Origin of the sequence: Sphingomonas phyllosphaerae 5.2, from assembly GCF_000419605.1 — a bacterium.
GTDB classification, from domain to species: domain Bacteria; phylum Pseudomonadota; class Alphaproteobacteria; order Sphingomonadales; family Sphingomonadaceae; genus Sphingomonas; species Sphingomonas phyllosphaerae_B.
This window is the reverse complement of sequence record NZ_ATTI01000001.1, coordinates 2877419-2892602: the sequence shown is the minus strand read 5'-3', so window position 1 is coordinate 2892602 and position 15184 is coordinate 2877419. Positions and strand designations below refer to the sequence as shown.

Genomic DNA, 15184 nt, shown 5'->3' with positions numbered 1-15184 from the left:
TGACGCTATTAGCCCGGCAAGTCGGGGCGCGCTACGGCATAGAAAGTTACGCGTCAACCGTCTTTTGCGAAATATAATTGCAGGTTTGGCGCGGTGCAGCATTGCCATTCAGCCGGTAACTGATTGCGAAACCACGTATATTGCCGCTTGGCATATTGCCGCGTCGCTTGCTGCGCCGCCGTCAGCGCTTCATCGCGCGACAGCGTGCCTGTCAGCATCGCCGCCACTTCCTGCACGCCGATCGCGCGGCGCACCGGCGCGTCGACCGGAACGTCCGCCCGTGCGAGCAGCGCCTCCACCTCCGCCACCCCGCCGTCCGCGAACATCGCGGTCAACCGCGCGTCGCAGCGCGCGAACAACGTCTCGCGGTCCGGCAGCAGCACCAGTCCGCGCACGTCGACGGCGGCGCCGATGCCTCCGACGCGTGCCGCCTGCCATGCGGCGAGCGGTCGGCCGGTCGCGCGAACCACTTCAAGCGCCCGCGCCACGCGCGTCGTGTCGCGTGCGTGCAGGCGCGCGGCCGCGGCGGGATCCTCGTGGGACAGCGCCGCATGCGCCTCCGCCACCGGCAACGCGCGCACCGCGGCGCGTACCAGCGGGTCGATCTCCGGCACCGGGGCGATCCCGTCGAGCAGCGTCCGCAGATACAGCCCGGTGCCGCCGACCAGCACCGGCACTTTACCCGTCTCATGCGCGCGGCGCACCTCGGCCGCCGCATCCGCCGCCCAGCGCGCCGCCGACCACGCGGCCGCCCCATCGACGTAACCGAACAGCCGGTGCGGCACGCGCGCCTCGTCGTCGGGCGAGGGGCGCGCGGACAGCACGTGCAGGTCGCGGTACACCTGGCTGGCGTCGGCGTTGATCACCACCCCGCCGATCTGCTCCGCCAGCGCGATCGCCAGCGCGCTCTTGCCGCTGGCGGTCGGCCCTGCGATGAGCGCCAGCCTTGGTTTCTCGGGGGTGGGCATGTTCACGGCGACGCTGATAGCAGCAGGGCGACTGACGCCCAACATCATGGCCGAGGCGCACGACCGGCTCGCCGCGGCGGGCTGCGCACCGACGACGCTGGCGTGGATCGACGAGGGCGACGCCGCCGACTGGCAGTTCGAGCTGGCCCCGGCGGCGGCGCGCGCGACGCTGGAAGGCGCATTCGCCGGCGTCGACGTGGTCGTGCAACCACGCGACGGACGCCGCAAGATGCTGCTGGTCGCCGACATGGATTCGACGATGATCACCGTCGAGTGCATCGACGAACTCGCCGACTATGCCGGGCTGAAGCCCAGGATTGCCGCGATCACCGAGGCGGCGATGCGCGGCGAGCTCGATTTCGAGGCTGCGCTCGACGCGCGGGTCGCGTTGCTGAAGGGGTTGGACGCGGCAGTGATCGACGCCTGCCTGCGCGAGCGGGTGGCGCTGATGCCCGGTGCGCAGGCGCTGGTACGCACGATGCGCGCATGGGGGGCGAATGCGGTGCTGGTGTCGGGCGGCTTCACGCGCTTCGCGGAGCCGGTCGCACGTGCGATCGGCTTCGATCGCGCGATCGCCAACGTGCTGGAGATCGACGGCGCGGTCCTGTCGGGCACGGTCGCGCGCCCGATCGTCGGCGCCGCCACGAAGCGTGCAACGCTGCTGGAGCGGCGCGAGGCGCTGGGGCTGGCCGAGGGTGCGACACTGGCGGTCGGCGATGGCGCGAACGACCTCGCGATGATCGAGATCGCCGGACTGGGCGTCGCCTATCATGCCAAGCCGATCGTCGCCGCCGCCGCTGCGGCCCGGGTCGAGCATGGCGATCTCACCGCGCTGCTGTGGGCGCAAGGGGTGCCGCGCGCGGAGTGGATCGCCACCTGACGCTACGTCGTTAACGCTTCCTCCACCGTCCGCATGGCAAGGCCAGGCAGCGGATCAACGGGGGACATCGGCAGCATATGCGCGTACTCGCGGTCGCATCGCAGAAGGGCGGATCGGGCAAGACCACGCTCGCCGGGCATCTGGCGGTGCAGGCACAGCACGCCGCCGCCGGGCCGGTGGCATTGCTCGACATCGACCCGCAGGGGACGTTGATCGACTGGTCGGCGGCACGTGCCGAGCCGCATCCGCTGTTCGTGCCCACCAGCGTGCCACGGCTTGCCGCCGATCTCGACGCGATGCGCGAACAGGGCGTGCGGTTGGCCGTGATCGACACGCCGCCGGCGCTGACGGTTGCGATCCAGGCGGTGATCCACGTCGCCGAACTCATCATCGTACCGACGCGGCCTAGTCCGCACGACCTGCATGCGGTCGGCGCGACCATCGAATTGTGCGAGCGCTCGGGCAAGCCGTTGCTGTTCGTCGTCAACGCCGCGACCCCGAATGCGCGGATCACCGCTGAAACCGCCGTGACGCTGTCGCAGCACGGCACCGTCGCGCCGGTTACCATCCACCAGCGTACCGATTACGCCGCGTCGATGGTCGACGGACGGACCGTGATGGAGGCCGATCCGGACGGCCGCGCCGCCGCGGAGATCGCCGCGCTCTGGACGTTCGTCTCGGACCGGCTGGAGAAGAATTTCCGGCGCACGGTGTTCGCGGCCGGCACGCCCGGCGGCGGCTATGGTGCGGTACGTGCGACCGCCAACAGCTTCGGTCGCCGGGTGCTCGGCTGATGGCGCGGGCGGCGATACGCGCCGGCGCGGTGCTCGTGCTGGCGATGGCACTGGCGGGCTGCGCGATCCTGCGCTTCGATTTCGGCGACCATCGCAACGTGGCCAGCGCGACCGGCGCCGAGGACATGCTGGCGGCGCGGCGTGCGCTTCAGCAACGACGTTGGCCGGTCGCGATCGCGCGTGCCGAACACGCCGTGGCGCTTGACGGCGCGGATGGCGAGCGGCGCGCGCTGCTCGGTACCGCCTATCTTCGCGCCGGGCGCTTTCGCTCGGCGGCGCAGGCGTTCGCCGACACGCTCGCGTTGCGGCAGGTCGATGGGCGCACCGCGCTGAACCTCGCGCTCGCGCAAGTCGCGTCGGGGCAGGGCAATGCCGCGCAGGCCACGCTCGCCCGTTTTGCTGCGCTGATCCCGGCCACCGACCGCGGCCTCGCGCTCGCGCTGGGCGGAGCGCCGCAGCAGGGCGTCGAGGTGTTGATGGCGGCGATGCGCGTGCCGGGGGCGGATGCGCGCACGCGGCAGAACCTGGCATTGGCGCTCGCACTGGCCGGCGAATGGCCGGACGCCTTCTTCCTCGTCGGACTCGACCTGCCGCCCGCCGCGGCACGGCAGCGGATCCTCGACTGGATGCGCTTCGCGCGCCCGCAGGGGAGCGCCGACCAGGTCGCGGCGTTGCTTTCGATCACGCCCGCGATCGACCCCGGTCAGCCCGTCGCGCTGGCGCTGCACCAGGCACCGGCCCCGGCCGAAGCGGCGGCGAGCATCGACCGCTTCATGCCCGGTCCGGCGGACGAGGGTGCGGTTACCGCCGCGCTCGCCGGAGTCGCGCCGCCGCGCCACGCGCGCTGACGCTCACCCCGCGACGGGGCGGCCGCCCTTCCACATCGCGGTCACTTTCCCCTGCACGGGCAGGCCGTCGAACGGCGTGTTGCCCGCCATGCCCGGCAGCCGGTCAGTGTCGATCTGCCACGGCGCGTGCTCGTCGATCAGGATCACGTCGCCCGGCATCCCCGCCGCCAGCGTGCCCGTGTCCAGCCGCAGCAGCGCCGCCGGGCCCTGCGCCAGCAACGCGAACAATCGGGGCAATGTGATGCGCCCGTCGCGCACCAGCCCAAGCGCGAGCGGCAGCAGCGTCGCCGCATCCGCCGCCCCCGCGCTGGCGTCCGCGAACGGCAGGCGCTTCTCCTCCGGGCCGTGCGGGTCGTGCCCCGAGCACAGCAGGTCGATCGTCCCGTCGCTCAGCGCCGCCAGCGCCGCCTTGCGATCATCCTCGCTGCGCAGCGGCGGGGAGAGATGCGCGAAGGTGCGGAAATCGCTCATGGCATTGTCGCTCAGCAGCAGATAGGCCGGCGTGATCCCGCACGTGACCCGCACGCCGCGCGCCTTCGCGGCCCGCACCAGCGCGAAGCCGGCGGCGGTCGTGACGCAGCGCAGGTGCAGCCGCGCGCCGGTCTCCTCCGCCAGCAGCAGGTCGCGCGCGATCGCCAGCGGCTCGGCCAGCGCCGGAGCGGCAGGCAGGCCGAGCCGGGTTGCCGTCTCGCCCTCGGTCGCGACCGCGCCGGCCGCCAGCCCGCCGTCCTCGGCGTGGCTGACGACCGTCACGTCGAGATCGCGCGCGTACATCAGCACGCGGTGCATCACGCCCGAATCGGCGATCCAGCCACGGCCGGTGCCGACCGCGCGCGCGCCGGCCGACAGGCAGATCGCCATCTCGGCGAGATCCTGTCCCTGCAATCCGCGAGTCGCCGCGGCGATCGGGTGGATCCACACGTCGGGCCGGCCGATCAGCGCCAGCCGCTGTACCGCGCCGGGTTCGTCGAGCACCGGCGTCTGGTCCGGCATCGGCGCGACCCGTACCACGCCGCCCGCGCGCGCGGCTGCCCGGTCGATCCGCGCCACGCCGACGTCGATGATGCCGGGCGCGAGCACCCGGCCGCGACAGTCGACGCGCTCGGCATGGCTCGGCGCCTCGCCTGCGGCGATCGTGCCGTCGACGATCAGCAGCGCGCCGTTCCGCTCGCCGCCTGCCGGGCAGACGATCCGCGCGTCGGTCAGGTGCAGCGCCTGCGTCATGCCCAGCCCTCCACCTTGCGTGCGCGGCGCGTCAGCACGTCCAGGCACGCCATCCGTACCGCCACGCCCATCTCCACCTGTTCCGTGATCGCCGATTGCTCGACATGGTCGGCCACCGCCGAATCGATCTCCACCCCGCGGTTCATCGGCCCCGGATGCATCACCAGCGCGCCGGGCGCGCGCGTGTTCAGCCGCTCGAGCGTCAGGCCATATCGCAGGTGATATTCGCGCATCGACGGCACGTAGCCGCCCGCCATCCGCTCGGTCTGCAAGCGCAGCATCATCACCACGTCGGCGCCCTCGATCGCGCGATTGAAATCGGTGAACGCAGTCACCCCGAACCGCTCGATCGCGGGCGGCATCAGCGTCGAGGGCGCACACACGCGCACCTCCGCGGCAAGCGCGGTCAGCGCGAGGATATTGGAACGCGCGACGCGGCTGTGCAGCAGGTCGCCGCAGATCACGACGCGCTTGTTGACGATGCTGCCCAGTCGCCGCCGGATCGTCAGCGCGTCGAGCAGCGCCTGCGTCGGATGCTCGTGCCGCCCGTCGCCGGCGTTCAGCACCGGGCAGTCGACCTTGTCCGCGATCAGCCGCACGGCCCCCGACGACATGTGCCGGATCACGATCACGTCGGCGCGCATCGCGTTCAGCGTCATCGCGGTGTCGATCAGCGTCTCGCCCTTCTTCACGCTGGACTGCGCGGCGTGCATGTTGACCACGTCCGCGCCCAGCCGCTTGCCGGCGATCTCGAAGCTCAGCAGCGTGCGCGTGCTGTTCTCGAAGAAGGCGTTGATCTGCGTGAAGCCCGCCAGCCGCTTGTCGGGCGCGGCGCGGGTCCGGTTCGCCTCAACCCACCCATCCGCTTCGTCGAGCAGGAAGGTGATCTCGTGCGGTTCGAGTCCCTCGATCCCGGTCAGGTGGCGATGCGGAAACACCGCGCCTCCGGGGATCAGCGTGGCGGGGCGGTGGTCCGATTGCATCATCAAAGCCGCTGCCTAGTGGCGGGGCAGGGACGGTGCAAGCCGCTCAGAAGAACAGCGACCCCAGCCCCAGCGCCATGCCGGCCTGCGCCATGGCGATCAGTTGGAGGCGTAGCGAGAACGGCTGTTTGCGCGTCTTGTGGCGAAAGCGCCGACGCGCCCAGAACGCCGCCGGGCTACCCCCGATCGCCGCGAGCCACAGCAGCGTCGATTCGCGAACGCGCCGCCCGCCGCGTTCGGCGGCGCGCTTGTCGGTGGCGAAGCACAGGATCGTCAGCAGGTTGGTCGCCAGAACCGCTGGCACGACCCATGTAAATACGTCAGGCGTCACAAGGGCTGTCCGCGTTTCGCACGGCGATGCGCACAAACGATGATCGTCAGGGAACGGCGACCAGCGCGTCGATCGCAGCTTGCAGGATGTGCGCGGCGGCATGGTTGTCGATCCGCTCGGCGCGTTTGGCACGGCTGAAGTCCTGCGCGATCAGCGCACGCTCCGCGGCCACGGTCGACCAGCGTTCGTCCCACAAGAGGATCGGCAGCCCGGTGTCGCGGCAATTGCGCGCAAAGGCGCGGGTCGATTGGCTGCGCGGGCCTTCGCTGCCGTCGAGGTTCAGCGGCAGCCCGATGACCCAGCCTTTCACCTGCTGCGCCTGCGACAGCGCCAGCAATGCCGCTTTATCGGCGGTGAACTTCGTGCGCCGGATCAGTTGCGCCGGGCTGGCGAAGCTCCATTCGGCGTCGCACAGCGCGGTGCCGATCGTCTTGGTGCCCACGTCCAGCCCCAGCAGCCGCCCGCCTTCCGGCAGCAGCGCGCGAAACGCCGCAGCCTCGCCCACGATCGTGCCGAACGTCACCGGGCAGCCAGCCGCCGCACGGCGTCGGCGCGCACGTTCGCCCAGAACAGGCTGTAGTCGTAGACGTGGTAGTTGTTGCCCGGCAGCGTGTACGGGCCGACGTCCGGCGGCGATCCGATCAGCAAGAGCCCGCGCCCGCCGCACTTCGCGCCGATCCGCCCGGCTTCGATCTTCGCGTCGCTGAGCGAGGCGTTGGGGAACAGCGTGCCGAGATTGGCGCTCGCCGGCGCGGCGCTGTCGGGCGTGCCAGTCAGCGGATTCGTGCACAGCATCTGCGTGCCGCGCCGCGGTTTGCCGTCGAACCCGGTCGAGCGGTCGTAGTTCTCGAGGATCAGCGACGGGTCGGCCGGCTCCGCGAACGTCTGCCACGATAGCACGCAGCCGCGCTGGTCCGGACGCGCACAGGCCGGCAGCCCCAGCGCCGGCAGGTCGTTGCTCATCGAGATCGGCCAGCCGACCACATACGCCGCGACGATCCGCTTCGCGAGCGGCGTGCCCGCCACGCGGTCCTTCAGCAGATGCGTCAGGTGCAGTGCGCCCTGGCTGTGCCCGGCGAGGATGATCGGGCGCGTCGGCCCGGCCTCGTCAAGAAACGCGTCGAACGCAGCGAGGATGTCGCCATAGGCCAGCGCCAGCGCCTGTTCGGCGGCGCGCTGGTCGGTCAGGAACGCGCCGAACGTCGCCTGCCGATAACGCGGTGCCCAGATCTCGCCGGCCTCGTTGAAGGCGCTGGCCTGCCCGCGCAGGAACAGGGCGGCGCGATTGTTCGCCTCGTCGTCGTTCAGCGGCGCGTTCCAGTGCGCGCGGTTCAGGTACGACGTCGGGTGGATGAAGAACACCGCCGCGCCCCCCGGGGCCTTCCGGGCTGCATAGCCCGGCGGCGCCCATAGTGCCGGATTACCGGCCAGGGCAGGGCGCGACAGCCACATGCGATCCGGCGCATAATCCTGCGCCGTCATGCGGCCCTGGTCGCGGAACGACTCGCCCGGCACCATCGCCATGCGCATCATGCCCACTCCCCAGAGCCGGTAGGCGAAGGCAGCCGCGGTCGCGAGCACGATCAGCGCAACGACGACGTAGAGGAATTTGCGAACCAAGGGCGTATCACCATTGTGCGGTGCAGCAAAATCGCGCAGTCCGCAACCGCAAAGCTGGTGCCCGATCGTCGCACGTCGCGCAACCGGGGCGGAGGCGTGTTGCAAGATCGTGCCCGCGGGTGGTAGCGGCACACGCATGTCCGTTGACACTGCAACCGTCAGGCGCATCGCCGGCCTCGCCCGCATCGCCATCACCGACGACGAAGCCGCCCGGCTCGCGCCCGAGCTCGGCAATATCCTCGACTGGATCGAGCAGCTCGGAGAGGTCGATACCGCCGGCATCGCGCCGATGACCGCGGTGATCCCCAACCATCTGCGGCTGCGTGACGATGTCGTCACCGACGGCGGCATCCGCGAGCGCGTGCTGGCCAACGCCCCGCAGGCCGAACACGGCTTCTTCACGGTTCCCAAGGTGATCGAATAATGACCGAACTCACCGACCTGGGCATCGCCGCGATCCGCACCGGCGTGCGTGACGGCAGTTTTTCCGCGCGTGAAGTGGCCGAGGCGTTCAACGCCGCCGTTGTCACTGCGCGGCCGCTCAACGCCTTCCTCGTGGAAACCCCCGATCACGCGCTCGCCGCCGCGGACGCCGCCGATGAAGCGCGCGCGGCGGGCGAGACGCTCAAGCCGATGGCAGGCGTGCCGATCGGGATGAAGGACCTGTTCTGCACGAAGGGTGTGCCGACCACCGCATCGAGCCATATCCTCGAAGGCTTCACTCCCGAATACGAATCGACCGTGTCGCAGAACCTGTGGGATGCGGGCGCAGGCATGTTGGGCAAGCTCAACATGGACCAGTTCGCGATGGGATCGTCGAACGAGACCAGCTACTTCGGCAACGTGATCAGCCCGTGGCGGCGCGCGGGTGGCGGCAATGCCGATCTCGCCCCGGGCGGCTCGTCGGGCGGATCGTCGTCCGCGGTCGCGGCGCGGATCGCGCCGGGTGCGACCGGCACCGACACCGGCGGTTCGATCCGCCAGCCGGCGGCATTCGTCGGCATCTCCGGGATCAAGCCGACCTACGGCCGCTGTTCGCGGTGGGGCACGATCGCCTTCGCCTCCTCGCTCGACCAGGCCGGGCCGATGGCACGCGACGTGCGCGACTGCGCGATCATGCTGGAGGCGATGGCCGGCTTCGACGCGAAGGACGCCACTTCGCTAGACCTGCCGGTCCCGCAGTGGGAGGCGCAGCTGAACGCCTCGCTGAAGGGCAAGCGCGTCGGCATTCCGCGGGAGTATCGCGTCGATGGCATGCCGCCGGAAATCGAGGCGCTTTGGCAGCAGGGCGTGGCATGGCTCAAGGATGCCGGCGCGGAGATCGTCGAGGTCTCGCTGCCGCATACCAAATACGCGCTGCCGGCCTATTACATCATCGCGCCTGCGGAAGCTTCCTCCAACCTCGCGCGCTACGACGGCGTCCGCTACGGTTTGCGCGACCTGCCGGACGGCGCGAACCTGCAGGAGATGTACGCGAAGACCCGCGCCGAGGGCTTCGGCGACGAGGTGAAGCGCCGCATCCTGATCGGCACATACGTGCTTTCCGCCGGCTTCTACGACGCTTACTACACGCAGGCGCAGAAGGTTCGTACGCTGATCGCGCGCGATTTCGAGCGTGCGTGGGAGACGTGCGACGTCCTGCTCACCCCCACCGCGCCGTCGGCGGCGTTCGCGCTCGGTGAGAAGTCCGACGATCCATTGGCGATGTATCTCAACGACGTGTTCACCGTGCCGTCCAGCCTCGCCGGGCTGCCCGCGATGAGCGTGCCGGGCGGGCTCGATGCGGCCGGGCTGCCGCTGGGATTGCAGATCATCGGACGGCCGCTCGACGAACAGGGCGTGCTGAACGCCGCGCTGGCGATCGAGGAACGCGCCGGCTTCAGCGCGCGCCCGAACCGCTGGTGGTGATCTTTCAGCGCCGCGATCCCGCTGCCTAGCGGAGCGTTTCCTCCACCATGTCGATCGCGCGCGACAGGCGCTCTATCGGCATGGTGAATGCCTCGCCTTCCCGTGCGTCGCCGACCGAGAAGGCGAAGCGCAGCCCCGCGTCAGCTGTGGCGAGCCGGTGGACGGAGTTGAACGACGTCGGTGACTGGATCGCGAACACGCACGCGCCGTCGCCCAGTATTGCATTGGCGTGCGAAAGCGCCGACCCCTCGACCCCGATCACCAGTCGCGTATCGCGCAACGCCGTCGCCACCGCCTGCGCGGTCATCTCCTCCGGCGCGATGATCGTGAAGCCGCGCGTGGCCAGCGTGTCGATCACGTCGACTTCGTTGAGCAGGTGACGCCCGGCCGCCCGGCCGCCGCGGCGAATGAACACCCGCTGCGGTCCGCCGCCGCTTACCGCGCGGCGCAGGCGCGCGCGCACGCGTCGGAAGCGCTCCATTCGCGCCGGATTGTAGCCGCGGTCGTCCACCAGCCACAGCCGCCGCACGAGCGTATCGGCCAGCGAAACCGCGGCCAGCTCGAGCAGCGGCCGGTATTGCGCGCCATGTGCGAAGAGCGCCGGGTCGAAGACGCCGGGCACCAGCCCGCGATCGATCGCCAGTTGCTCGCGCGACCAGCCGTCCGCCACCCAATGCCCGAAGTAGCGCTCGATCACCCAGTCGGTGCACAGCATCGCCTCGGCGATCACCGGCATCGATCCGCGCAGCACCTTTCGCTTCGGGCCGTCGCGCAGCACCTCGATCCCGGCGCGACGCATCAGCGTTCCGTCCGCGATCATCACGTCGCGAACGATTCGCGCGGTGGTCGCCGGCTCGACGCGGTCGGTGTGCAGCAGGCGTTCGAGATCGTCGTGCGCCGACACGCCGGGATGATGCCCCGCCACCCGATCGAGCTCGTCCGGCAGGAACAGCGCCGGCGCCCGCGCGACGCGCCCGGCCGGGTCGATCTCGACGGTCTCCGCATCGCGATCGAACCTCTTGCCGGCGAAGCGCTGCGCGATCCGCGACGTGATCGGTTGAAGGCTGAACATCGTGGCGCTTCCCCTCGCTTCCCCGCATGCGCAAGGACCGGAGCCCCCGGCGCGAGTCAAGCCGGAACCATGCCGTTGCCAGAGCGCGGCACGCTGACTAGAGCGGCGGGCTTGCAGCAAGGAGCGGAAGCGGTGACCGCGAGCGCGTACAAAGTGAAGGGTGCCACCGGCGACTGGGAAGTCGTGATCGGGCTGGAGGTTCATGCCCAGGTGACCAGCAACGCCAAATTGTTTTCCGGCGCCGCGACCACGTTCGGGGCGGAGCCGAACAGCCAGGTGTCGCTCGTCGACGCCGCGATGCCGGGCATGCTCCCGGTCCCGAACCGCGAGTGCATCCGGCAGGCGGTGCGCACCGGCATGGCGATCGATGCCCAGATCAACAAATGGTCGCGGTTCGATCGCAAGAATTATTTCTACGCCGATCTGCCGCAGGGCTATCAGATTTCGCAGCTCTACCACCCGCTGGTCGGTGAGGGCGCGGTCGAGATCGAGGTCGATGGCGCGACGAAGACGATCGGTGTGGAGCGCATCCACGTCGAGCAGGACGCCGGCAAGCTGATGCACGACCAGCATCCGACCCGCTCCTACGTCGACCTCAACCGTTCGGGCGTCGCGCTGATGGAGATCGTCAGCCGCCCCGATATGCGGTCGCCGGCGGACGCGGGCGCGTATCTGACCAAGCTGCGCTCGATCCTGCGCTATGTCGGATCGTGCGACGGCAACATGGACCAGGGCTCGATGCGGGCCGACGTCAACGTGTCGGTGCGCAAGCCCGGCGACGAATTCGGTACCCGTACCGAGACCAAGAACGTCAACTCGATCCGGTTCGTCATGCAGGCGATCGAGCATGAGGCGGTGCGCCAGGTCGAGGTCATCGAGAATGGCGGGACGATCGTCCAGGAAACGCGGCTGTTCAATCCCGACAGCGGCACCACGCGGTCGATGCGCTCCAAGGAAGATGCGCACGACTACCGCTACTTCCCCGATCCGGACCTGCTGCCGCTCGAACTCGACGACGCGTTCCTCGACGAATGCCGCGCCTCGCTGCCGGAACTTCCGGGCGCCAAGCGCGCGCGCTACGAGGCGCTCGGCATCACGGCCTACAATGCCGAGGTGCTGACCGCCGAGGTCGAGAGCGCGCGCTGGTTCGACGCGCTGCTGGAGGCCGGTGCCAAGCCGGTCGCGGCGGCGAACTGGGTCACGAGCGAGCTGTTCGGCGCGCTGAACAGACTCGGCAAGGACATCGCGCAGAGCCCGGTCACGCCGGGTCAGGCCGCGGAACTGCTCGCCCTGGTCGCCGACGGCACGCTCAGCGGCAGCCTCGCCAAGCAGGTGTTCGAGGCGATGCTGGAAACCGGCGAAGCGCCCGGCAAGATCGTCGAGGAACGCGGGCTGAAACAGACCAGCGACACCGGCGCGATCGAGGCGGTGATCGCCGATGTGCTTGCGAAGAACCCCGGCCAGCTCGAGCAATATCGCGGCGGCAAGGTGGCGTTGTTCGGCTTCTTCGTCGGCCAGACGATGAAGGCCATGGCGGGCAAGGCCAATCCCGCGGTGGTCAACGACCTGCTGAAGAAGGCGCTGGGGTGACGGTCAGGCGGGTGGCCCGGTGCCGGTGCGGTCAACTGACCGCTACCGGTGTCGAACAGCCGGTGCGCGTGTCGATCTGCCACTGCCGCGCCTGTCAGCGTCGTACGGGCGGGCCATTTTCGGCGCAGGCGCGCTTCCCGATTGAGAACGTCTCGATCGACGGCCAATTTCGTGTGTGGGAGCGTCTTGCGGATAGCGGCCGCAAGGCGTGGTATCGGTGGTGCGTCGGCTGTGGCGGAACGATCGCCTATGTGAATGAGGGTGTTGAGGAACTCGTCGCCGTTCCGCTCGGCGCCTTCGCGGACGACACGGGCGACGAACCGCTCCCCGCACTGACCATTTCGGTATTTGAAGGCGAGAAGCAGCCGTGGCTTAGGATCGAGGGCGACGGCATCATTCATCAGGACTAATGCCGTCGCGCCGCTTATTGCTGCGTCAGATCCTGGTTCTTCACCTCGCCGCCGGTGCCGCTGTTACCGTCGAACTCGCCGCTGTCGGTGAAACGGGCGGGTTCCTCGCCGCCTTCGCCGCGCGCTACGGCATCGCTGCGCGCTTCAACGGCCTGCTGGATGTCGGAGCGCTCGTCGTCGCGATTCGGAATCGGGTCGATCGTCTTGTCGGTCATGGATGCGCCTTTCAGAAGCTCGGGTTCGCGGGGGCGGGGTCGCTGGACGGCATGCCCGGGGCGGGGACGTCGATATCGGGGCCGGGGGGCGAGATTTCGGGCGGCGGCGCGTCGGGCGTGACCGGCTGGGTCGGCTGCGGCACGTCGGCGGGAATGTCTCCGGGGTTGGTCGCCATGGGATTTTTCTCCTTCTCGCCATCAACGCGTGGCCGAAGCGCGGGTTGCCCGCTTGCCCCATCGCGCAACGCGGTATAGATGCCGCCGACCGGCGGTGTCCGACTAGCGGGCGTGGCGGAACTGGTAGACGCGCCAGATTTAGGTTCTGGTATCGCAAGATGTGGGGGTTCGATTCCCTTCGCCCGCACCAGTCCCCGCGTCAGCGGGGTGGCCACCACTCACAAAATTCTTCTCACGAAAGCGGCCAATGCAGACTGTCGAGACACTGAACGAGGGCCTGAAGCGCGCCTACACCCTGACCATCCCCGCCGGCGATATCGCCAAGCGGGTCGATGCGGAGCTGAAGCGCGTCGCACCGCAGATCAAGATGCCCGGCTTCCGCCCCGGCAAGGTGCCGACCAACCTGGTCAAGAAGATGCACGGCCCCGCGATCGAGCAGGACGCGCTGAACACCTCGATCCAGGAGGGCATCCAGGCGCTGATCGCCGAGAAGCAGCTGCGCCCGGCGATGCAGCCGACGGTCGAGCTGGCCGACGGCTATGAGTCCGGCAAGGACGCCGAGCTGAAGATCGAGCTGGAAGTGCTGCCGCAGGTGCCGGCACCGGCGATCGAGGGGCTGAAGCTGGAGCGGCTGACCGTACCGGTCGACGAAGCGGCGATCGAGGAGCAGCTGAAGCGCTTCGCGGACGGCGCGAAGCGTTGGGAAGACGCCGGCGACAAGACCGCCGAGACCGGTGACCAGGTCGTCATGGACTTCGTCGGCAAGACCATGGACGGCGTTGCATTCGATGGCGGCACCGGCACCGACATGGCAGTCGAGATCGGCGCGGGTCGCCTGATCCCGGGCTTCGAGGAGCAGGTCGTCGGCGCGAAGGCCGGCGAGGAGCGCCAGATCAAGGTCAGCTTCCCCGACGATTACGGCGCCAAGGAACTGGCCGGGCAGGACGCGACGTTCGACCTGACGATCAAGTCGGTACAGACCGCAGGCGAGAGCCAGATCGACGACGAGATGGCCAAGAGCCTCGGGCTGGAAAGCCTGGAGCAGCTCACCGGGCTCGTGAAGGGTCAGTTCGAGCAGGAGAACAACGGCCTCACGCGCACCTACATGAAGCGCAAGCTGCTCGACCAGCTTGCCGAGGGGCATGACTTCGAAGTGCCGCCGTCGATGGTCGAGGCCGAGTTCAACCAGATCTGGCAGCAGCTCCAGCACGAAGCGACGCACGAGCCCGATCCGCAGGCCGCGCTCGACGAGATGGAGAAGGAGCGCGACGATTACCGCAAGATCGCCGAGCGCCGCGTGCGCCTGGGCCTGCTGCTGAGTGAGATCGGCCAGGCCAACGGCATCGAGGTGACGCAGGCCGAAATGCAGCGTCTGCTGATGCAGGCGGCGCAGCAATACGGTCCGGAGGATCGCCAGCGCTTCATGCAGTACGTGCAGCAGGACCCGATGGCTGCCGCGCAGCTGCGTGCGCCGCTGTACGAGGACAAGGTCGTCGACTTTCTGTTCGACAAGGCCGAGGTCACCGACCGCGAGACGACCAAGGAAGAGCTGGAAGCCGCGATCGAGAGCGAGGACGGTTTCGCGACCGGCACGCACAGCCACGATCATGACAACCACAAGCCGAAGCAGGCGCGCGCCAAGAAGAAGGCCGATCCGGCTGCGGAGGGCAGCGACGAAGCGGCCGATGCCAAGCCCGCCAAGAAGGGAGCGGCCAAGAAGCCGGCCGCGGTGAGCGAAGCGGACGAAGTAGCGACCGAGGGCGAGGCCGAGCCGACCCCCGTCAAGAAGCCGCGCGCCAAGAAGGCCGCAGCGCCGGTCGAGGCCGAGACGCAGATCGTCGAGGGGTCGCCGGAGGCAGCGGAAGCTGCCGAGGGCACGCAGGCGGCCGACGCGGCACCCGCGAAGAAGCCGCGCGCGAAGAAGCCCGCCGCCTGATGCCGTGAGCGGCGCGCGGGCGTCACGCGACCGCCGCTGCGATGGAGGATCGGACGCCGCCGGCGGGGCCAGAATCCCGCCGGCGGCGTCTTCGCGTTCGGCGCACGGCCGATGTCACCTTCGTCAACGGTGATCGAACAAGGTTGCCCGCCTGTCCGAGCGCGAACACCCGCAATCCCAGGCCCGCAACGCTCCCTCGATTTTGCCGCACCCACCCCATAAGAGCGA

At 69.5% G+C, this 15184-nt stretch carries 17 protein-coding genes and 1 tRNA gene; 9 read left to right on the top strand and 9 right to left on the bottom strand.

Features of this window, described 5'->3' with window-relative positions:
- Positions 1–53: 53 nt before the first annotated feature.
- Positions 54–968 carry a tRNA (adenosine(37)-N6)-dimethylallyltransferase MiaA gene (gene miaA / locus SPHPHY_RS20195; RefSeq protein WP_022687251.1) on the bottom strand — a complete coding sequence of 305 codons (915 nt, stop codon included), beginning with the start codon at positions 966–968 and terminating at the stop codon, positions 54–56.
- Between miaA and serB the strand changes: the two genes are divergently transcribed.
- From serB to SPHPHY_RS20190, 3 genes are all read left to right on the top strand, one after another.
- Positions 967–1848 carry a phosphoserine phosphatase SerB gene (gene serB / locus SPHPHY_RS0113680; RefSeq protein ID WP_022687250.1) on the top strand — a complete coding sequence of 294 codons (882 nt, stop codon included), beginning with the start codon at positions 967–969 and terminating at the stop codon, positions 1846–1848. The genes miaA and serB overlap by 2 nt on opposite strands.
- A 77-nt stretch (positions 1849–1925) precedes the next feature.
- Positions 1926–2642 (top strand): AAA family ATPase, encoded by a 717-nt coding sequence (locus SPHPHY_RS0113675; protein WP_022687249.1) that lies wholly within the window; start codon positions 1926–1928, stop codon positions 2640–2642.
- Positions 2642–3490 carry a hypothetical protein gene (locus SPHPHY_RS20190; protein WP_051148322.1) on the top strand — a complete coding sequence of 283 codons (849 nt, stop codon included), beginning with the start codon at positions 2642–2644 and terminating at the stop codon, positions 3488–3490. Before SPHPHY_RS0113675 ends, SPHPHY_RS20190 begins: the two co-directional genes overlap by 1 nt.
- Positions 3491–3493: 3 nt before the next feature.
- On the opposite strand, the gene SPHPHY_RS0113665 is transcribed toward SPHPHY_RS20190, so the two are convergent.
- The 5 genes from SPHPHY_RS0113665 to SPHPHY_RS0113645 form a co-directional block, all read right to left on the bottom strand.
- Positions 3494–4714 (bottom strand): dihydroorotase, encoded by a 1221-nt coding sequence (locus tag SPHPHY_RS0113665; RefSeq protein WP_022687248.1) that lies wholly within the window; start codon positions 4712–4714, stop codon positions 3494–3496.
- On the bottom strand, positions 4711–5700 hold the full coding sequence (locus SPHPHY_RS0113660; RefSeq protein WP_028056911.1) for an aspartate carbamoyltransferase catalytic subunit: 990 nt from the start codon (positions 5698–5700) through the stop codon (positions 4711–4713). Before SPHPHY_RS0113660 ends, SPHPHY_RS0113665 begins: the two co-directional genes overlap by 4 nt.
- A gap of 43 nt (positions 5701–5743) precedes the next feature.
- A complete protein-coding gene (locus SPHPHY_RS0113655) occupies positions 5744–6001 on the bottom strand; it encodes a DUF1294 domain-containing protein (RefSeq protein ID WP_028056910.1) in 258 nt (85 codons plus the stop codon).
- Positions 6002–6074: 73 nt separating this feature from the next.
- Entirely contained in the window at positions 6075–6551 is a 477-nt protein-coding gene (gene ruvX, locus SPHPHY_RS0113650) for a Holliday junction resolvase RuvX (protein WP_022687245.1), read from the bottom strand.
- Complete coding sequence (locus tag SPHPHY_RS0113645; protein ID WP_022687244.1) at positions 6548–7648, bottom strand: DUF3089 domain-containing protein; 1101 nt, start codon at positions 7646–7648, stop codon at positions 6548–6550. Before SPHPHY_RS0113645 ends, ruvX begins: the two co-directional genes overlap by 4 nt.
- 136 nt (positions 7649–7784) lie before the next feature.
- On the opposite strand from SPHPHY_RS0113645, the gene gatC reads away from it, so the two are divergent.
- On the top strand, positions 7785–8072 hold the full coding sequence (gatC, locus tag SPHPHY_RS0113640) for an Asp-tRNA(Asn)/Glu-tRNA(Gln) amidotransferase subunit GatC (RefSeq protein WP_028056908.1): 288 nt from the start codon (positions 7785–7787) through the stop codon (positions 8070–8072).
- Complete coding sequence (gatA, locus tag SPHPHY_RS0113635; protein WP_022687242.1) at positions 8072–9556, top strand: Asp-tRNA(Asn)/Glu-tRNA(Gln) amidotransferase subunit GatA; 1485 nt, start codon at positions 8072–8074, stop codon at positions 9554–9556. The genes gatC and gatA overlap by 1 nt, the downstream gene beginning before the upstream one ends.
- Before the next feature lie 25 nt (positions 9557–9581).
- Here gatA and SPHPHY_RS0113630 read toward each other — a convergent pair whose 3' ends face one another.
- A complete protein-coding gene (locus tag SPHPHY_RS0113630) occupies positions 9582–10628 on the bottom strand; it encodes a glycosyltransferase 61 family protein (protein WP_022687241.1) in 1047 nt (348 codons plus the stop codon).
- A 69-nt stretch (positions 10629–10697) separates the two neighbouring features.
- Between SPHPHY_RS0113630 and gatB the strand changes: the two genes are divergently transcribed.
- Together gatB and SPHPHY_RS0113620 are read left to right on the top strand one after the other, a co-directional pair.
- Positions 10698–12218, top strand: coding sequence for an Asp-tRNA(Asn)/Glu-tRNA(Gln) amidotransferase subunit GatB (gene gatB / locus SPHPHY_RS0113625; RefSeq protein ID WP_419554954.1), 1521 nt, complete (start codon positions 10698–10700; stop codon positions 12216–12218).
- Between the two features lie 62 nt (positions 12219–12280).
- The gene (locus SPHPHY_RS0113620; RefSeq protein WP_231370422.1) at positions 12281–12628 is read left to right on the top strand and encodes a GFA family protein; all 348 of its coding nucleotides are present in this window, start codon (positions 12281–12283) and stop codon (positions 12626–12628) included.
- A 14-nt stretch (positions 12629–12642) separates the two neighbouring features.
- On the opposite strand, the gene SPHPHY_RS0113615 is transcribed toward SPHPHY_RS0113620, so the two are convergent.
- A complete protein-coding gene (locus SPHPHY_RS0113615) occupies positions 12643–12843 on the bottom strand; it encodes a hypothetical protein (protein ID WP_022687238.1) in 201 nt (66 codons plus the stop codon).
- Positions 12844–12854: 11 nt separating this feature from the next.
- Positions 12855–13019: a hypothetical protein gene (locus SPHPHY_RS22310; RefSeq protein WP_022687237.1), complete on the bottom strand. Its 165-nt coding sequence runs from the start codon at positions 13017–13019 to the stop codon at positions 12855–12857.
- 106 nt (positions 13020–13125) lie between these two features.
- Between SPHPHY_RS22310 and SPHPHY_RS0113605 the strand changes: the two genes are divergently transcribed.
- Together SPHPHY_RS0113605 and tig are read left to right on the top strand one after the other, a co-directional pair.
- Positions 13126–13210: transfer RNA gene (locus SPHPHY_RS0113605), tRNA-Leu, on the top strand.
- Between the two features lie 57 nt (positions 13211–13267).
- Positions 13268–14956, top strand: a complete 1689-nt coding sequence (tig, locus tag SPHPHY_RS0113600; protein WP_022687236.1) for a trigger factor — start codon at positions 13268–13270, stop codon at positions 14954–14956.
- The last annotated feature ends 228 nt before the right edge of the window (positions 14957–15184 follow it).

Coding starts and splice junctions, on each gene's coding strand:
- serB (WP_022687250.1), top strand. CDS start 967: ATGTTCACGGCGACGCTGATAGCAGCAGGGCGACTGACGCCCAACATC.
- miaA (WP_022687251.1), bottom strand. CDS start 968: ATGCCCACCCCCGAGAAACCAAGGCTGGCGCTCATCGCAGGGCCGACC.
- SPHPHY_RS0113675 (WP_022687249.1), top strand. CDS start 1,926: ATGCGCGTACTCGCGGTCGCATCGCAGAAGGGCGGATCGGGCAAGACC.
- SPHPHY_RS20190 (WP_051148322.1), top strand. CDS start 2,642: ATGGCGCGGGCGGCGATACGCGCCGGCGCGGTGCTCGTGCTGGCGATG.
- SPHPHY_RS0113665 (WP_022687248.1), bottom strand. CDS start 4,714: ATGACGCAGGCGCTGCACCTGACCGACGCGCGGATCGTCTGCCCGGCA.
- SPHPHY_RS0113660 (WP_028056911.1), bottom strand. CDS start 5,700: ATGATGCAATCGGACCACCGCCCCGCCACGCTGATCCCCGGAGGCGCG.
- gatC (WP_028056908.1), top strand. CDS start 7,785: ATGTCCGTTGACACTGCAACCGTCAGGCGCATCGCCGGCCTCGCCCGC.
- gatA (WP_022687242.1), top strand. CDS start 8,072: ATGACCGAACTCACCGACCTGGGCATCGCCGCGATCCGCACCGGCGTG.
- SPHPHY_RS0113630 (WP_022687241.1), bottom strand. CDS start 10,628: ATGTTCAGCCTTCAACCGATCACGTCGCGGATCGCGCAGCGCTTCGCC.
- gatB (WP_419554954.1), top strand. CDS start 10,698: ATGCCGTTGCCAGAGCGCGGCACGCTGACTAGAGCGGCGGGCTTGCAG.
- SPHPHY_RS0113615 (WP_022687238.1), bottom strand. CDS start 12,843: ATGACCGACAAGACGATCGACCCGATTCCGAATCGCGACGACGAGCGC.
- SPHPHY_RS22310 (WP_022687237.1), bottom strand. CDS start 13,019: ATGGCGACCAACCCCGGAGACATTCCCGCCGACGTGCCGCAGCCGACC.
- tig (WP_022687236.1), top strand. CDS start 13,268: ATGCAGACTGTCGAGACACTGAACGAGGGCCTGAAGCGCGCCTACACC.